The 16,264-nt window shown below is 28.9% G+C and carries 18 protein-coding genes; 16 read left to right on the top strand and 2 right to left on the bottom strand.

All coding sequences use genetic code 11. From position 1 onward, the window contains the following. The first annotated feature begins 97 nt into the window (after positions 1–97). Positions 98–772 (top strand): hypothetical protein, encoded by a 675-nt coding sequence (locus V6137_RS12905; protein ID WP_425448361.1) that lies wholly within the window; start codon positions 98–100, stop codon positions 770–772. A gap of 210 nt (positions 773–982) precedes the next feature. Next, positions 983–1,915, top strand: coding sequence for a CobW family GTP-binding protein (locus V6137_RS12900; RefSeq protein ID WP_425448360.1), 933 nt, complete (start codon positions 983–985; stop codon positions 1,913–1,915). A 109-nt stretch (positions 1,916–2,024) separates the two neighbouring features. Here the strand turns inward: V6137_RS12900 and V6137_RS12895 are convergent, their stop codons facing one another. Together V6137_RS12895 and V6137_RS12890 are read right to left on the bottom strand one after the other, a co-directional pair. Further along, on the bottom strand, positions 2,025–2,192 hold the full coding sequence (locus V6137_RS12895) for a hypothetical protein (RefSeq protein WP_425448359.1): 168 nt from the start codon (positions 2,190–2,192) through the stop codon (positions 2,025–2,027). 96 nt (positions 2,193–2,288) lie between these two features. Next, entirely contained in the window at positions 2,289–3,674 is a 1,386-nt protein-coding gene (locus V6137_RS12890) for a UDP-N-acetylmuramoyl-tripeptide--D-alanyl-D-alanine ligase (RefSeq protein WP_425448358.1), read from the bottom strand. A 209-nt stretch (positions 3,675–3,883) separates the two neighbouring features. On the opposite strand from V6137_RS12890, the gene V6137_RS12885 reads away from it, so the two are divergent. The 14 genes from V6137_RS12885 to V6137_RS12820 all read left to right on the top strand — a co-directional run bounded on the left by V6137_RS12885 (position 3,884) and on the right by V6137_RS12820 (position 16,173). Next, positions 3,884–4,744, top strand: a complete 861-nt coding sequence (locus tag V6137_RS12885; RefSeq protein WP_425448357.1) for a YitT family protein — start codon at positions 3,884–3,886, stop codon at positions 4,742–4,744. Positions 4,745–4,928: 184 nt separating this feature from the next. Further along, positions 4,929–5,372, top strand: a complete 444-nt coding sequence (locus tag V6137_RS12880) for a MarR family transcriptional regulator (RefSeq protein WP_425448356.1) — start codon at positions 4,929–4,931, stop codon at positions 5,370–5,372. A gap of 25 nt (positions 5,373–5,397) precedes the next feature. Continuing rightward, the gene (locus V6137_RS12875) at positions 5,398–5,949 is read left to right on the top strand and encodes a flavodoxin family protein (RefSeq protein ID WP_425448355.1); all 552 of its coding nucleotides are present in this window, start codon (positions 5,398–5,400) and stop codon (positions 5,947–5,949) included. 384 nt (positions 5,950–6,333) lie between these two features. After that, positions 6,334–6,645: a hypothetical protein gene (locus V6137_RS12870; RefSeq protein WP_425448354.1), complete on the top strand. Its 312-nt coding sequence runs from the start codon at positions 6,334–6,336 to the stop codon at positions 6,643–6,645. Between the two features lie 68 nt (positions 6,646–6,713). Further along, complete coding sequence (locus tag V6137_RS12865) at positions 6,714–8,714, top strand: hypothetical protein (RefSeq protein WP_425448353.1); 2,001 nt, start codon at positions 6,714–6,716, stop codon at positions 8,712–8,714. 3 nt (positions 8,715–8,717) lie between these two features. Further along, complete coding sequence (locus V6137_RS12860) at positions 8,718–9,374, top strand: putative bacteriocin export ABC transporter (RefSeq protein WP_425448352.1); 657 nt, start codon at positions 8,718–8,720, stop codon at positions 9,372–9,374. Between the two features lie 431 nt (positions 9,375–9,805). Further along, the gene (locus V6137_RS12855) at positions 9,806–10,126 is read left to right on the top strand and encodes an ArsR/SmtB family transcription factor (protein ID WP_425448351.1); all 321 of its coding nucleotides are present in this window, start codon (positions 9,806–9,808) and stop codon (positions 10,124–10,126) included. A 13-nt stretch (positions 10,127–10,139) separates the two neighbouring features. Beyond that, entirely contained in the window at positions 10,140–11,201 is a 1,062-nt protein-coding gene (arsB, locus tag V6137_RS12850) for an ACR3 family arsenite efflux transporter (RefSeq protein WP_425448350.1), read from the top strand. Positions 11,202–11,214: 13 nt separating this feature from the next. Continuing rightward, positions 11,215–11,643: an arsenate reductase ArsC gene (locus tag V6137_RS12845; RefSeq protein WP_425448349.1), complete on the top strand. Its 429-nt coding sequence runs from the start codon at positions 11,215–11,217 to the stop codon at positions 11,641–11,643. Between the two features lie 190 nt (positions 11,644–11,833). Beyond that, positions 11,834–13,393 carry a TraB/GumN family protein gene (locus V6137_RS12840; protein WP_425448348.1) on the top strand — a complete coding sequence of 520 codons (1,560 nt, stop codon included), beginning with the start codon at positions 11,834–11,836 and terminating at the stop codon, positions 13,391–13,393. A gap of 168 nt (positions 13,394–13,561) precedes the next feature. Continuing rightward, the gene (eutS, locus tag V6137_RS12835) at positions 13,562–13,912 is read left to right on the top strand and encodes an ethanolamine utilization microcompartment protein EutS (RefSeq protein ID WP_425448347.1); all 351 of its coding nucleotides are present in this window, start codon (positions 13,562–13,564) and stop codon (positions 13,910–13,912) included. Positions 13,913–13,921: 9 nt separating this feature from the next. After that, positions 13,922–14,350: a EutP/PduV family microcompartment system protein gene (locus V6137_RS12830; RefSeq protein ID WP_425448346.1), complete on the top strand. Its 429-nt coding sequence runs from the start codon at positions 13,922–13,924 to the stop codon at positions 14,348–14,350. Between the two features lie 59 nt (positions 14,351–14,409). Next, positions 14,410–14,979: an ANTAR domain-containing response regulator gene (locus V6137_RS12825; RefSeq protein ID WP_425448345.1), complete on the top strand. Its 570-nt coding sequence runs from the start codon at positions 14,410–14,412 to the stop codon at positions 14,977–14,979. A gap of 30 nt (positions 14,980–15,009) precedes the next feature. Continuing rightward, complete coding sequence (locus tag V6137_RS12820) at positions 15,010–16,173, top strand: sensor histidine kinase (protein WP_425448344.1); 1,164 nt, start codon at positions 15,010–15,012, stop codon at positions 16,171–16,173. The last annotated feature ends 91 nt before the right edge of the window (positions 16,174–16,264 follow it).

The raw sequence follows: 16,264 nt of genomic DNA, 5'->3' as shown, positions 1-16,264 counted from the left end.
TTAAGAGAGGAGAGATATTATTAATAAGAAGAAGATACTAATAGTCATAGTTGTTTTAGTTTTTTCAGTTTTGGTAGGCTGTAGTAATGGTAATAACATGGATGAAGAAAATAATAAAGATGTTATAGAAGAAAAGGATCAAGATAATCAGCAAGATAACGAAAATAATGATAAAGAAGAAAACAAAGAGAAAAATAATGATGAAAAAGAAAATAAAGAAGAGGAGAATAAGGAAAATGAAACTGTAGATATTATTCCTCCTGAAGAGGCAAAGGAAATAATAAGTGCAAAGTCCAATGAGGTTATTAATTTTATTAAAAATAAAGAATTTGAAAAACTAGCCAAGTATGTTCATCCAGAAAAGGGAGTTAGATTTACACCATATACCCATGTATCCGTTGATGATGACATAGTATTTAGTAAAGAGGAGATGAAAAATTTCTTTAAAAATGATAAAAGTTATCTTTGGGGCCATTATGATGGGAAGGGAAATGAGATAAAGCTTACTCCTAGAGATTATTATAGTGAGTTTATATACAATAAGGATTTTGCTGAAGCTGATGAAATTGGATATAACAAAGTTTTAAGCTCTGGAAATATGCTTGAAAATCAATTTAAAATATACGATAATCCCATAGTGGTAGAATATTATTTTCCTTATTTTGAAGAGGAGTATAAGGGAATGGATTGGCAAAGTCTAAGATTAGTATATGAAAAATATAATGATGAGTGGTATTTAGTAGGTATTATCCATAATCAGTGGACAATATAAACAGGGTTGACAATGACTATACAATGGAATATTATATAAGGGAATTAGCATATTAGAATTTTCTAATATGCTAATTTTAATTTATTACTGGAAGTTACTTAATTATGAGTTTCGTAATCAAACTTAATTGTTGGAAACTCGAAGTCTCTTTTAGCTTTTGAGGGATTCATAATCCCCAACTAAACCAATCTTAAAAATGGAGGGATAAAAATGAAAGAAAAAATAAAGTTATATATTTTAACTGGATTTTTAGGATCTGGAAAGACTACGTTTTTAACTAATGTATTAAAAGATTTAGAAGGAAAGAAAATTGGAATCATTCAAAATGAGTTTGGTAAAATTGGTATAGATGGGGAGATTATAAAAAAAGATGGAATGGAATTAGTTGAACTAAATAGAGGATCCATATTTTGTTCATGTCTTAAGATATCCTTTGTTGAGGCTATGAATGAAATGGCAGATAGGGATATTGAATATTTATTTGTAGAGAGTTCTGGTTTGGCAGACCCTTCTAATATAGGGGAAATCCTAGAGGGAATCGAAGTAACAAAGGGAGATTTATATGAATATAAAGGAGCTATTTGTCTAGTTGATGGAGTTAATTTTTTAGAACAGTTAGATGACATAGAAACAGTGGAAAGACAACTTAAGCATTGTCACTTAGTTATAATAAATAAGACTGATTTAATCGATAATGATACTGCTAATAGAATTAAAGAAAAAATAAAAGAAATAAATAATAGGGTTAAAATACAAACATCAGCCTTTGGAAAGATAGATTATAATTTTTTAGATGAAGATTTATTAGAAACAGGTATGATTGGGTCTGAAGATACAACTAATACACCAGAAAATAAACCGAAGACTTTAAATTTAACATTTGATGGAACCGTTAAAAAAGAAGACCTAAATAAATTTCTAGATAATATAAAGAAGGACACATATAGAATAAAAGGTTTTTTTAGATTAGAAGATGGCTGGAACCAAGTTGATGTAGTAAATAAGTTAGTTGACTTTAAAAGGGTAAATGAAGAAAAGGATACTTCAAGACTAGTAATTATATCTAAAGTAGGGCCTCAAATAATAAGACCAATATTTAATACATGGAATAATATCATAGGGGAAGAAATGAAACTGAGATAAAAGATTTAATAGCTTAGACTCCTAGATATACTATAGGTCACCAACTCCCTGTACCTTGTATTCTGCATAGAACAAAAAAGCGCCAACGGCGCTTTTTGTTCTAAATGTTCTATTTTAATTTTTTATTTGCGTTAAGGGCCATTAAAGCAACCTTATCTCCATGATAGTTTTTATTTATTTCATTTTCAATAGCTTTAATTTTCTTTAATTCTTCGGAAGAAAGGTGGGCAAGTTCTAAATTACCTAATCCATTTTCGTTGATATCATTATTTATCAAAAAATCACCTCCCATATTAGTGTTCCACTAAAGGGAGATGAAATTTGATACTTTTTTTAGTTATACTGACAAAAATATTTTGTATATAAAGTCATATTAATTTTTTTTATTTAATAAAGCTTCGGCTACTTCTTCTAAAGCCAGCCCTCTAGATCCCTTTAATAAGATAAGGGAGTTATCTTTTAAAACATCCTTAATACTTTCAACTAATTTATTTTTATTAGTAAAAGATAAGATTATATTCTTATCTGTTTTAGTTTGGGCTTTCTTTGCAGCATATTTTGCAAGGGTACCTATTGTAAAAAAATAATCTATTTTATCTAAGTCTATTATATCGCCAATCTCTTCATGCATATGGATTTCCTGGTCTCCCAATTCTAGCATATCACCAAAAACCACTATTTTTTGTTTATAATTATTTAAAGGATATATGGTATCAAGGGCCGCTTTTGTACTGGGAGGATTAGCATTATATGAATCATTTAGTATGTCAAAACCATCTCCATGGATAAGTTCACTTCTCATTTTAGTTAAATTAACATTTTTAAGTCCTTCTTTTATTGAACCAAAAGATATACCAAAATGTTTAGCCACAGCAATAGCTGCTGTTGCGTTATATATTTGATGACTACCTAGCATAGGTAGAAAAAGTGTTGGAGACATTTGACTAGGGATCTCAAAGGAAAGGCCCTTATAATCAATGGAAATAGCCTTAAGTACATAATCATTAGAGGAATTTTCTCCAAAGGTTCTTGTTTTCTGTTTTAAATTTAGTTGGTCTACGGCAGAAGATAGTCTTGGGTCATCACCATTGTATACAAACAGCCCATCTCTTTTTAAACCCTTAACAATCTCTAATTTTGCTTTAATAATATTTTCCTTTGATTTTAAGTCTTGAAGATGTGCTTCACCTATATTAGTTATAATAGCAGCATCGGGAGTAGCTATATTAGTCAATACTTCAATTTCACCTAAACTGGACATTCCCATTTCAATGACAGCCATTTCGGTATCTTCATCCATTGATAATAAAGTTAATGGAACCCCCAAATGATTATTTAAATTGCCATAAGTCTTGTGGGTTTTATACTTGGTTTTTAATATACTTGATAATATATCTTTAGTAGAAGTCTTTCCGTTACTTCCAGTTATACCTATGATTTTAGTAGACAGTTGATTTCTATATTTTTTTGATAATCTTTGAATAGCATCAACTGTGTTTTTAACAAATATTAATGGAATATCAACATCAGGTTTTGGTTCGGATTCACACCATAATGATGCTATGGCACCATTATCAATTGCACTTTGTATAAATTTATGTCCATTAAATCGTTCACCCTTAATAGGAATAAAAAGTTGATTTTTTTTAATAGTTCTAGTGTCTATGGAAACTCCGTTAATAGAAATATTTTTATCCTTTGCTTTAAGTCCATGGCCCATAACCATATTTTGAATTTGTTCTAATGTACGTTTAATCATTTTTTACCTCCTTGAAAATAGAATACACTCTCTATATTAAATTATATTTATAGTGTCCATAACAAACTTTCATATAAACATATCTATATTTTAATGGAAATTATCTTTTAGTGAAACCCTTAATAGAGATTTTAATAGAACTTTTGTTGGGTAAAGGAATAATAGGGTGTAATATTATAGGATATACTTATTAAATTGGGGGGGCTTAAATGACTAAAAAAATTTTATCTAAGGAAAACCTATCAAGGATCTTTTTAATAATTGTAGGTTCGTTTATTATAGCATTGGGAATAAATTTATTTATTATACCCCATAACCTTTTAGCAGCTGGAGTATCGGGGTTAGCTATAGTTTTTCAATATTTACTTGGTTTACCATCGGGTTGGTTTTTACTATTATTAAATATACCTATTTTTTTAATAGGTCTTAAAAAGATTGATAAAGATTTTGCATTTGTAAGTATTATAGGTATGGCAAGTTTATCCTTTTTCTTAATACTTACAGAGTCTCTTAGTACAACAATTAGAGTAAATGATACTTTGGCATCGGCTATCTATGGAGGATTATTTAATGGCATCGGTAGTGGACTTATTTTTAGAAATAGAGCATCAACAGGAGGTACTGACATAGTAGCTATTATTTTAAAAAAGCGTTTCGAAATAAGTGTTTCTTCAGTATTTTTTATGTTAAATGCTGTTATTGTATTATTAAATGCTACCTTTGATAGCTATGTGTTGGCAATATATACTCTCATAAGTATATTTATAGCCACAACTGTTATGAATAAGATTATGGTAGGCTTTGATAAGAAGAAACTCCTTTTAATTGTCACCAAAAAAGAGGAGGAAGTATCAAAAGCGCTAATGAAGAAAATAAAGAGAGGTGTCACATTTATAGATGGGGCAGGAGCATATACGAGAAAGAAAAGAAAGATAATTTACTGCGTGGTATCAACTAGACAGTTGGCTCAAGTTAAAAAAATACTTGATGATGTTGATAAAAAGTCCTTTATGTCTATTATAGATACTGCTGAAATTTTAGGAGAAGGTTTTAAAAGGCCCGTATTTTAATAAAATATTTATGGGTTCACCAACTCCCTGCTCCTTGCACTCTGCACAGAACAAAGAGGCAATAAAGTTGCCTTTATTCTTTATAATAGTTGACTTTCTATAAAAGATTCTATAATATAACACATATAATAGTTATGATATCATAACTATTATATGTGTTATATTAATTTGCTGAGGTGAAAGTATGGAGAATAAAGATTTTGAATCAGTTGTGGATAGCTTATTTTCTATATTACCTGTGTTTAGTAAGAAATTAATAAGACCTGATAAATATAATGAAAATATTGGCTTATCCCAATCCCATTTTCAAGTCCTTTTTCTTATTGAGGATTCAGAGCAATTGTCAATATCGGAAATTGGTAAACAGTTATGCATTTCCAAACCTAATATGACCCCTATAGTAAGAAAGTTAATAAATAAAAAGCTGATAAAGAAAATAAGAAATGAAGAGGACAAAAGGTATATAAATATTAAATTAACTAAAAAGGGAAAAGAACTTATTGAAAAACATAAAGAATCAGTTACTAATAATCTGAAAAGTAAGTTATTAGACTTAGAGGATAATGACATAACAGATTTATCTATATCGCTGAAAACAGTAAAAGAAATTCTTTTGAAAATAGAATAATAGATTTTATGGAAAGGATGAAGTTATGAAGAAGATAGTTGCTTTTGTAGGTAGTCCTAGGAGAAAAGGGAATACAAGTGAATTAGTAAATGAAGTTATAAATGGCTCTAAGAAAGAAGGAGCAGAAATAAAAATATATTACTTAAATGATATGAATATAAAAGGTTGTCAAGGATGTTTGTATTGTAGGGAAAATGGTGTATGTTGTATTAAAGACGATATGGTTGAAGTATATGCTGATATTAAAGATGCTGATGTGGTCGTTATAGGCTCCCCTGTATATATCTATCAGGTATCAGGTCAAGTAAAATTGTTATTAGACAGGTTTTTTCCATTAACTGATAAGAATCATAGACCACGATTTGGGGATAAAAAACTTGTTATGTTGTATACACAAGCAGCTCCATTTAATATATTTTTTAGAAGATATTTTAGGTATCTAGAAAAAGCATTAAAACCTATGGGACTGAAAAAACATTTGCGACTTATAGCAACTAAATGTTTTGAAAAAGATAGTGTATCGGAAAATAAAAAATTAAAAGAAAAAGCTTTTGAGATTGGAAGGTCACTGGCATAATGTCAGTGACCTTTATGTTTCTGCGGCATGTTGCCGGGTTAATAGCTTGAAGGTGGCAGTAACAAAGTGGAAGAATTCTAATGTTCACATTATAAAAATATTATGGGGAGAGGAAGTGTATTGTTTTTTAGGATATATGAGTCTCTTGAACCCACTGGCGGTAAAATATGTATAATAAAAACTTTTTACACATGTGATTTTCTTACTGGCAACTAAAGTATTAAAATCCATATATTATAAAAAGTGCTTGACTTTCACTATTTTAAATGATATTATTACTTTTATTAAGAATTAGTTTTACATAAATTTAATTCTAATATTATACTAAGGTCAAAAAAGAATTGGATTATAGTATTACAAGTAACTATTTAAAGGAGGCTTTAAATGAAAAATTTCAAAAGAACTGCTATACTTAGTATTTCTATGGTAATGATTTTATCCTCTACACTTGTTTTTGCTAAAAAACTTGCAGGTGGTGATTTGATATACGATGGTGGACAAACTGATACTAAAGTATATTCAAAAATCTTTGATCGCAGACCTGATGACGGCAGATTGTATAAAGTAAAAGCTACTGTTAAAGTAGGAGGAAATAAATATACTAGTGGGTGGAAAAACGACAGAGCTTATAAGCAAGCAGATAGAAAGTGGTATGCTAATGAAACATCACATTATGACTTTTACAGAAGGAATTAGTTTGAATTTTAATTAAAAATACATGATCTATAAATCCAATTCTTTTTTTGATAAAAAATGGAGGCGTTATGAAAAAGTTTTTAATTATTTTTTTATTAGGTCAATTGCTATTACTATCTTTTGTATTCAATCAATCGATTTATGATATTTACGCATTGAATAATGTGGGAGACTCTAATCTGGAGTCATATCAAATAGAGCATGCCAATGGAAATTCACTAAAGAAATTTTATGAGTATTTTCAAAGAAATTATCTGAAAAATGATACTAGATGCTTACAGATTATTAAAATACCTATAGCAAAAAATGATGAGTTTGTATATGAAATATACCATAGTCAAGTTAATGATATTCCCAAAATGGAATCTAATAAAAAGAATAAAATTTTTGAGTACTATAGTTTAACTAAAGCAGACTTTATAGATAGCACTGGTGTGTTTTATACTGATTTATCACGAAAAAAAATTATGAATATTGCTACAAACTTAGAAATAAATATAATAGATTATAAAGAAAGCCAAATAGAGTATACACAAATTATAAAATATAACTTTTTAAATATAATAACATTAGTTTTATTAACTCAACTAATATTGTTTATATATACATTTATGAGAAATAAAGAAAATGCAATAAAGAAAATACTTGGCTACTCATCTTCTCGAATGATACTAGATGTGTTCAAAGAGTTTTTGATATTAGAAGTGTTAATTGCACTGATAATTATGGCTATACACTTTATTTATCTTTATATTATGGATAAAGTTATTATTCTTTATTTTATTGGTTTGTTTTTATTTTTAGTTTGCGCCATTTTTGTAAATATAGGTATGCTCTTTATTACTAAAATTAGTATTAAATTTATAGATATAAGTTCTATTATAAAAAATAAGATATACTCTGACAAGTTAAATTATACATTAAAAATCACAAAGTTTATTTTAATACTAGCTGTTACTATTTCTGTTTCGACATTTATAACAAACTATGAAAATTATAAAAGCAGTATGGAATATGTTAAAAAATATAAAAAATTAGATGGTTATTTTACATCTAATGGATTTAACGTAGATGAGTATGATAAAATTTATAATAATCCAAACTTACTAGAGAATGTTGGAAAAAATGCTAAGGAACTATATAATTTTTATGATAGAGAAAGCAAAGCATTACTGATAGATCCAAACATAACTGATTCTTACATAGAGGATTTTAATTTAACAAAAGAGAGTGTATTAAATTCCTATAAAGAAAACTACATTGTTTTAAATGAAAGATATATAAATAAATTTATGCAATTGAAAGATATTCAACAAAATTATATAGATAGCTTGGATATAAAGAAACCATCTATATTGGTGCCACAAAAATATAAAGATAGAGAAGCTGAAATTAAAAATTACTATATAAAGCAGTATGAAGATTTATTAAATTACAATAAATTCAATAAAATCTCAACTAACGTTGAGAATAAAATAAATAATATTGATATTATTTATATTTCAGACAATCAAAGTTACAAATTACTTGGGACAGAAACTGAGTTGAAGGATTCTATCATTATAGTGGATAATGGTAACTTGGGAAGTACTTATTACCTGAATTTATTAGGAAATGGGAAAATAAGTTTTGATTTAAATGATAGAAATGATTTTTCTAAAAAACTAAGTCAATATGGATTAAATAAATTGTTAAGTGCATCAACTTTATTAACTCCTTTTATGACCACAATTCATAATTACCAGTTTATTATGTATCAATCTATGGTATTTGCTATTTTATTTCTAGTAACGGTACTATTTATGTTATATATTTCAAATTATATTGACATAATGATTAATCGAAAAAAACATAGCATAGAGTATATAATGGGATTTAATATTGTTGCTTCACTTAAAAACAATATATTGATTTCTGTTTTATTATTACTATTTGCTGCGCCAGTCTACTTTTTTAAATATAATATGTATATATATTTAATAATTATAACAGTAGATTTTATATTTCTTATTTATTTTTATAAGAAAATTATAAATAAAGATGTTGGTGAAATTGTAAAAGGAGCGTAAAGAATGGAATTATTAAAGCTAGAAGATATAACTAAATCATTTGGAAAAGTAACAGTTTTATCTGATATTAATATATCAGTAAAAGAAGGAGAAATGATTGCCATTGTAGGTGCTAGTGGTAGTGGTAAAACCTCTCTGTTAAATATCATAGGTCTTATTTCTCGAAAAGATGAAGGAAATCTATATATTTATAATCATAAAAACCCACAAATTAACTCTAAAAAAGCAATGTTGTTACGTAGAAATAAAATAGGCTATTTATTCCAAAACTATGGTCTCGTTGACGACGAAACTGTATTATGGAATTTAAAACTAGCCTTAACTTATAAAAAATTGAACAAAAGAGAAAAAAATAAACGGATAAATAATTTGATTTCGGATTTTGGGTTTACAAATCTTAAGAAAAAGAAAATATATCAACTTAGTGGTGGAGAACAGCAAAGGGTCGCTATTATGAGATTAATATTACAAGAGAGTGATTTAATATTAGCAGATGAACCAACTGGTTCACTAGATGAACAAAATCGAGACTTAGTAATTTCATTACTAAAAAAACTAAATAAGCAGGGAAAAACAGTTATTATTGTAACTCATGATAATTATGTCGCTTCACAATGTAGGAGAACTATAAACCTAGATGCATATAAGTTAAAGGGCTAATTATTATTCCAAATACCGCTAAATATAAACCCAAAATACTTAAAGATTTATCAATAATTCTAAATCTTTAGACAAAAAATCACCGAGATAACAACGGTGATTTTTTATTTTGTCTAATTCAGTGTATAGCTTTCTTGTACAAAATTACTTAAAAGTTGCCATTAAACAAGTGTAATTACCAAAACCTAAAAATTAAAGTTTTAAAAAATGGCATTTCACCATTGAATTATTTGATATGTATATTTTTTTTATCTTATCTGATTGTCGTGGGAATTTTAATGGGTCAAAGAATAATATGGATAATGATTTAAAGGCTTTGTTATATTTAACCTAACTTTAACAAATAATATATTGACAGTCATCGATATTTATATTATTCTACGAATAGACATATCGATATGTATCTATATAAACTAAATGGAGGGATTAATTTGGATAAAGAGATAGAAATATTTAAGGCATTATCTGATAAAAATAGATTGCTTATATTAGATATGCTCTCATGTGGGGAATTATGTGCCTGTGATATTATGGAAGGGTTAAATTTGACCCAACCGACAATATCCCATCATATGAAGATATTGCAACACGCAGGTCTGGTAAACTCAAAGAAAAGTGGGAAGTGGGTAATTTATTCAATAAATAATGATACGTCCCAAGAAATAGTTAATTTTATTAAAAAGTTAACATCTTATAAGGAGAACTGTATTTGCAATAATGTAAAAAGTAGTTGCAGTATAAAAAACAAATAAGGAGGAAAAGAAAATGACACAAGAAGGTAAAAAACAAAGTGGAGGATTAGATTTTTTCGGTAGATATTTAACATTGTGGGTAGCTTTATGTATAGTTATAGGGGTAGCCATTGGACAGTTTATTCCTGAGTTTCCTGAAATGTTAAGTAGATTTGAGTATGCTAAAGTGTCTATACCGGTGGCAATACTTATATGGTTTATGATTTATCCAATGATGTTAAAGATAGACTTTTCAAGTATAGTAGAGGCTACTAAAAAACCAAAGGGACTTACAATAACTTGTGTTACTAATTGGTTAATAAAACCCTTTACAATGTATTTAATATCAGCATTTTTCCTTAAAATAGTATTTAAAAATTTAATACCAGAGGATTTAGCATCGGATTATTTAGCGGGGGCAGTATTGCTTGGGGCAGCACCATGTACAGCAATGGTATTTGTATGGAGTCATTTAACTAAAGGAGATCCTGCATATACATTGGTACAAGTTGCAGTAAACGATATAATATTATTATTTGCATTTACTCCAATAGTTGCACTATTATTAGGTGTAAGTAATGTTACTGTACCATACAATACTTTGTTTCTTTCAGTTGTATTATTTGTAGTGATACCCTTTATAGGAGGATATTTATCAAGAAAATATATAGTTAAAAGTAAAGGCATAGATTATTTTGAAAATGTATTTTTAAAGAAATTTGATAATGTAACTATAATAGGACTGTTATTAACACTAATAACAATATTCTCATTCCAAGGAGAGGTTATATTAAATAATCCCCTCCATATAGTGCTTATTGCAGTACCTCTTATAATACAAACAGTTTTCATATTTTTTCTTGCATATGGATGGTCAAAGTTATGGAAGTTACCCCATAATATAGCGGCTCCAGGGGCAATGATAGGTGCAAGTAATTTCTTTGAACTAGCTGTTGCTGTAGCTATATCACTGTTTGGGTTACAATCAGGAGCTGCTCTAGCCACCGTTGTAGGAGTATTAGTGGAAGTACCTCTTATGTTAACCCTTGTTAAAATAGCAAACAACACGAAACATTGGTTTCCAAATAAAAGATAAGGGAGAGATATAAATGAAGAAAAAAGTAGCATTTGTGTGTATCCATAATTCTTGCAGGTCCCAGATGGCAGAAGGATGGGCTAAAAGATTAGGAAGTGATGTTTTAGAAGTATATTCAGCAGGCACAGAGGACTATCCAGAAGTAAAACCTAAAGCTGTGAAAGTCATGGAAGAGGCTGAGGTGGATATGTCAAAACACTATCCTAAACTTTTAACAGATATTCCTGAGGAAATAGATATATTAATTACAATGGGATGTGGAGTAACTTGCCCATATGTACCTTGTAAACATCAAGAAGATTGGGGTCTTGAAGACCCATCAGGAGGACCAATAGAAGGTTTTAGAGAAACTAGAGATATTATAAAAGAAAAGGTTTTGGATTTAATAGACAGGGTTCATAATGATAAGTTAGGAGAATACAAATCTACCAATAAAGAATAAAATTCTATAATCAACTAGAAGTTAACCATAGAGTAAAAACTGATAATTAAGGTATAAATTTATTTAAATAAATTTATACCTTAATTATTTTTTATTGTTTAATTGAGAAATAATTGACAATATGAAAAATAAATGCTAAAGTATACATAGCTTTTCGAGGTATACAATAGATAAAAATGGAGGGATTTATATGAGAATGAAATCAAAGTTACTATCTTATTTACTTATTGTTGGTATAATCTTTGGAAGTTTTGGTAGTATGGCTTATGGAAATAATGAAGATGGTATCAATAAAGCACAGGAAATACAAAAGGCAAGCACTTGGGCAATTAATGATGTTAAATGGGCAGATTCATATAAGATGATACCCAAAGGTTCTTATGAAAGTTTAAAGAAAAGTATTACAAGGGAAGAATTTGTAAGTTTATTAGTTAAACTTTATGAGAAATTAACTAATAAAGAAATACAGGTTGTAAAAGAGAAGCCATTTAATGATACAGAAAGTGTTGATGTATCAAAGGCATATAGTGTTAAAATAATTGACAGGGTAGAAGATAATAAGTTCTTACCTAAAGATAATATTACAAGAGAAGAGATGGTTAAAGGTTTTTATAATACAATAAAGGCAGCTCAACCTGATTTATCTTTAGATATAGAACATGAGCTAAAATTTAAAGATATAGATAATGTTTCTAATGAAGCTATTAGTGCCATTACATACCTTAATGGGAAAAATATTTTAAATGGAAAGTCAGAAGAAATATTAGCCCCTAAAGCTATTTGTACTAGAGAAGAAGCTATAGCATTAGCTAAAAGGGTATATGAAAAGATAATAAGAGAAACTGGTAGAGCCTCTAAAGGAATAATGTATAGGATATATGATGATAACAGTGAAGTTTATCTATTAGGTTCAATTCATTTAGCTAATAGTGATATTTATCCTTTGAGTACTAAAATTGAAAAAGCATACAAAGAGGCTGAATATCTTGGAGTTGAGGCAAATATACTAGATCAAAGTGCAGTACAAAGCTATTTAGCGGAAGTTGGTATATATAAAGATGGAACTACTATAAAGGATCATGTATCAGAGGAGACATATAAAAAATTAAATAATGTACTTGAAGAGTTTGGCATGAATCCCAATCAGTTTGATTACCTTAAGCCATGGTATGTAACCCTTGCATTAAGTGGCATGAATATAACTGAAGGTGGAGAGTTACAAGCTGTTATGGGAGTAGATATGTATTTCTTAACAAGAGCTATGGAAAATAAAGATATAAAAGAAATCGAAGGAGCTAAATTTCAGTTTGATATGTTTAACAGCCTTTCACCAGAACTACAGGAACATCAACTTTTAGAGTTGTTAAATGGACTGGAAAAGGGAACTGTAGAAGAAAGTGAAGATAACAAAGATACAAATAAAGAAGAGCAAGAAAAAGATACAAATGAAAATGAAACAGTTAAAGCTCTAAAAAGCTTATTAAAGACTTGGAAAAATGGTAATGTAGAGGAGTTTGAGAAAGCTCTTGGAGCTGATAAAGACGACAATAGTGATGAATTTACAAAGGAATATAATACGGTATTCTGGAAAGACAGAGATAGACATATGACAGATACAGTCATAAAATACTTAAAAGACGAAAATGATAGCACATACTTTATAGTAGTTGGAGCAGGTCATTTAATTGGGGAAAATGGTATTATTAACTTGTTAACTGAAGAGGGATATTCTTTAGAGCAAGTTAAGTAAAATTTATTATTGCAAGATCAGATATATTTTGATATAATATTAACATAAAGTAAGAGATTGCACAACGGGGTGCACGAAATATATAGGCAACGGAGCCTGCAAGAGGATTATTTGTATCTTCTTGTAGGCTTTTTTTGTAGCAATTATACTCAATAAAGGATTGATACTATGATACAAGAGGAAAAACAGAGGGTTGTTCAGGAGTATGTACCTGGAAAACAGGTTACATTGGCCCACTTAATAGCCAATCCAGACCCTAATATATATGGTAAGTTAGGACTTAGCGATGAATATAGTGATGCTATAGGGATACTGACTATTACTCCCAGTGAAGCATCGATTATAGCATCAGATATTGCCACGAAAACTGCTGATGTGGAAATAGGATTTCTCGATAGATTTAGTGGGTCAGTTGTTATAATAGGAGATGTATCAAGTGTTGAATCAGCATTAAAGGAAGTTTTAAATACCTTAGGAAATATATTATCCTTTACATCTACTAGTATAACTAGATCTTAGGAGGAAATTATGAAAAAGATTATTCTGATAGGAAAAACTGGATGTGGAAAAACTACATTAACCCAATCACTTAATAAAAAAAATATAAAATATAAAAAAACCCAAGCTATAGAGTATAAAAATGGAGTACTAGACACCCCAGGGGAATATATAGAGAATAGAAGATTTTATAATGCACTAATAGTATCTTCATCTGATTGTGATATTATAGGTTTAGTTCAAGACTCAACCAGTGATCAGCTAGTATTTCCACCGGGCTTTGCATCAATGTTTAATAAGCCGGTGGTAGGGATTGTAACTAAAATAGATTGTGAAAACAAAGATGTTAATCAAGCTATTAAATATTTAAGGATGGCTGGTGTGAAAAAAATGTTTGAAGTAAGTTCTATCAATAATGAAGGCATAAATAATATAAGAGCATTATTAGAAGAAAAGTAAACTTAATATTTAGTATTTTAAAATATTATATCAATATATACCTTAAGGGAGGAAAAATGATGGAAAAGACTATAGTAATAGCCGAAGATGAGCCTATTACTAGAATGGATATTTGTGAAATATTAGAAGAAGCTGGCTACAAAGTGGTAGGAAAAGCTTCAGATGGTTTTGATGCAATAGAGTTATGTCGCAAGTTTAATCCAGACCTAGTTTTAATGGATATAAAAATGCCCTTACTCAATGGCTTGAAAGCAACAAAGGTGATAAAAGAAGAAAATTTGGCTAAATGTGTTGTTTTATTAACAGCCTATAGTACCAAAGAATTTATAGAAAGTGCAAAACAAATGGGAGTTATGGGTTATGTTGTAAAACCGATAAATGAAAGAACTCTTTTACCTTCTATTGAAGTAGCTATCTCAAAAAGTGAAGAGATAGAGAAGATGAAAAAAGAAGCAGAAGAGAGTAAAGAAAAATTAAGCAATAGAAAGTTAATTGAAAAGGCCAAAGGAATTCTTATAAAAGATGGAATGACAGAAGAAGAAGCATATAATAAGATAAGAAAAATCAGTATGGATAAAAGGTGTCCAATGAAGAATGTTGCGGAGGCAATAATAATAAATAATAGTTAAGATAAATAAGTTTTTATAGGAGAGATAAAAATGTTTCAAACTATGTGTAAGGAACATACCAACTTATCAATATCGGACATTCAAAAGTTGGAAAAAATAAAGGAAGTCTTACCTCATATAGCAGATCTTGTAGGTGCGGATATTTTTTTAGATTGCCTAACTAAAGATTCTAATATGGCTGTAGTACTAGCCCAGAGCAAACCATCGAATAATAAATCTATGTACAAAGAATCAATTATTGGTCAACTGGCTTTAAGAGAAAATGAACCTGCAACCCTTAGAACATTAAATACAGGAATACCTACTAGAGATTTAAAGGCTATAACCCAAGAAAATAAGAAAGTAGTACAAAGTACCATACCAATAAAAAACGATAAGGAAGAGGTAATCGGAGTATTAATAATGGAACAAGATTTAACTGATAATATTAAAAAGAATCGTCAAATGGAAATATTATCTCAAACTACTGAAGAACTTACTAAGACTTTGGTATCTATGGAAGAAACAAAAAATATAATAAGTTATCTAAATGAGGCCATTATTATATTTGATAAAGAAGGAATAGCAACCTATGTAAACCCAGGAGCCAAGGCACTATATAAAAAGTTAGGATATCAAGATGCTATTAGAGGAATGAGGTTTGATAATTTAGTATTAGATAAAACACCTTTTGATAAAATAATCAAAGAAGCTTCTTATGAAATGTCTGAAGTTAAAATAGGAAGGTTATCTTTACAGATAAAATATGCGATAATGAAGAGAAAAGAAAAAGTAGTTGGGGTGAACATGCTAATAAAGGATATAACAGAAGCTAGAGAAAAGGAAAAAGAATTGATACTTAAATCTGTAGCAATAAAAGAAATACACCATAGAGTGAAGAATAATCTTCAAACAATAGCAAGTCTTTTAAGATTGCAATCTAGACGAATAGATGATGATACTGTTAAAAAAGCTTTTAATGAGAGTATCAGTAGGATATTAAGTATTGCTGTAACCCATGAGCTTTTAGCTCAAGAAGGTGTAGATGATGTTGATATAAAAACAATATTAAATAAAATAAAGAGTAATACATTAAATTATGTAGTATCTCCTAATAAAGAAATAAAAGTCGAGATAAGTGGAGATAGGTTAACCGTTGATTCTGATAAAGCTACATCTCGGTGTTTGTCAAGTAAGTTGTCGCATTTAATTTGAAAAAGGTATAATTTCTTCGTTCCCGATTCGCCATTGACATGGAGCCTCTACATACATGGATTTTGTACCTGTAGGCAGATGTAAATAGAGG

Source organism: Dethiothermospora halolimnae (genome assembly GCF_037577855.1).
GTDB classification, from domain to species: Bacteria; Bacillota; Clostridia; order Tissierellales; family VENL01; genus Dethiothermospora; species Dethiothermospora halolimnae.
Note: the sequence above shows the minus strand (reverse complement) of the source record. Positions and strands in the feature narration are given on the sequence as shown.

Coding starts and splice junctions, on each gene's coding strand:
- V6137_RS12840 (WP_425448348.1), top strand. CDS start 11,834: ATGAGAATGAAATCAAAGTTACTATCTTATTTACTTATTGTTGGTATA.
- V6137_RS12870 (WP_425448354.1), top strand. CDS start 6,334: ATGAAAAATTTCAAAAGAACTGCTATACTTAGTATTTCTATGGTAATG.
- V6137_RS12900 (WP_425448360.1), top strand. CDS start 983: ATGAAAGAAAAAATAAAGTTATATATTTTAACTGGATTTTTAGGATCT.
- V6137_RS12905 (WP_425448361.1), top strand. CDS start 98: ATGGATGAAGAAAATAATAAAGATGTTATAGAAGAAAAGGATCAAGAT.
- V6137_RS12890 (WP_425448358.1), bottom strand. CDS start 3,674: ATGATTAAACGTACATTAGAACAAATTCAAAATATGGTTATGGGCCAT.
- V6137_RS12860 (WP_425448352.1), top strand. CDS start 8,718: ATGGAATTATTAAAGCTAGAAGATATAACTAAATCATTTGGAAAAGTA.
- V6137_RS12845 (WP_425448349.1), top strand. CDS start 11,215: ATGAAGAAAAAAGTAGCATTTGTGTGTATCCATAATTCTTGCAGGTCC.
- eutS (WP_425448347.1), top strand. CDS start 13,562: ATGATACAAGAGGAAAAACAGAGGGTTGTTCAGGAGTATGTACCTGGA.
- V6137_RS12885 (WP_425448357.1), top strand. CDS start 3,884: ATGACTAAAAAAATTTTATCTAAGGAAAACCTATCAAGGATCTTTTTA.
- V6137_RS12875 (WP_425448355.1), top strand. CDS start 5,398: ATGAAGAAGATAGTTGCTTTTGTAGGTAGTCCTAGGAGAAAAGGGAAT.
- arsB (WP_425448350.1), top strand. CDS start 10,140: ATGACACAAGAAGGTAAAAAACAAAGTGGAGGATTAGATTTTTTCGGT.
- V6137_RS12865 (WP_425448353.1), top strand. CDS start 6,714: ATGAAAAAGTTTTTAATTATTTTTTTATTAGGTCAATTGCTATTACTA.
- V6137_RS12825 (WP_425448345.1), top strand. CDS start 14,410: ATGGAAAAGACTATAGTAATAGCCGAAGATGAGCCTATTACTAGAATG.
- V6137_RS12820 (WP_425448344.1), top strand. CDS start 15,010: ATGTTTCAAACTATGTGTAAGGAACATACCAACTTATCAATATCGGAC.
- V6137_RS12830 (WP_425448346.1), top strand. CDS start 13,922: ATGAAAAAGATTATTCTGATAGGAAAAACTGGATGTGGAAAAACTACA.
- V6137_RS12880 (WP_425448356.1), top strand. CDS start 4,929: ATGGAGAATAAAGATTTTGAATCAGTTGTGGATAGCTTATTTTCTATA.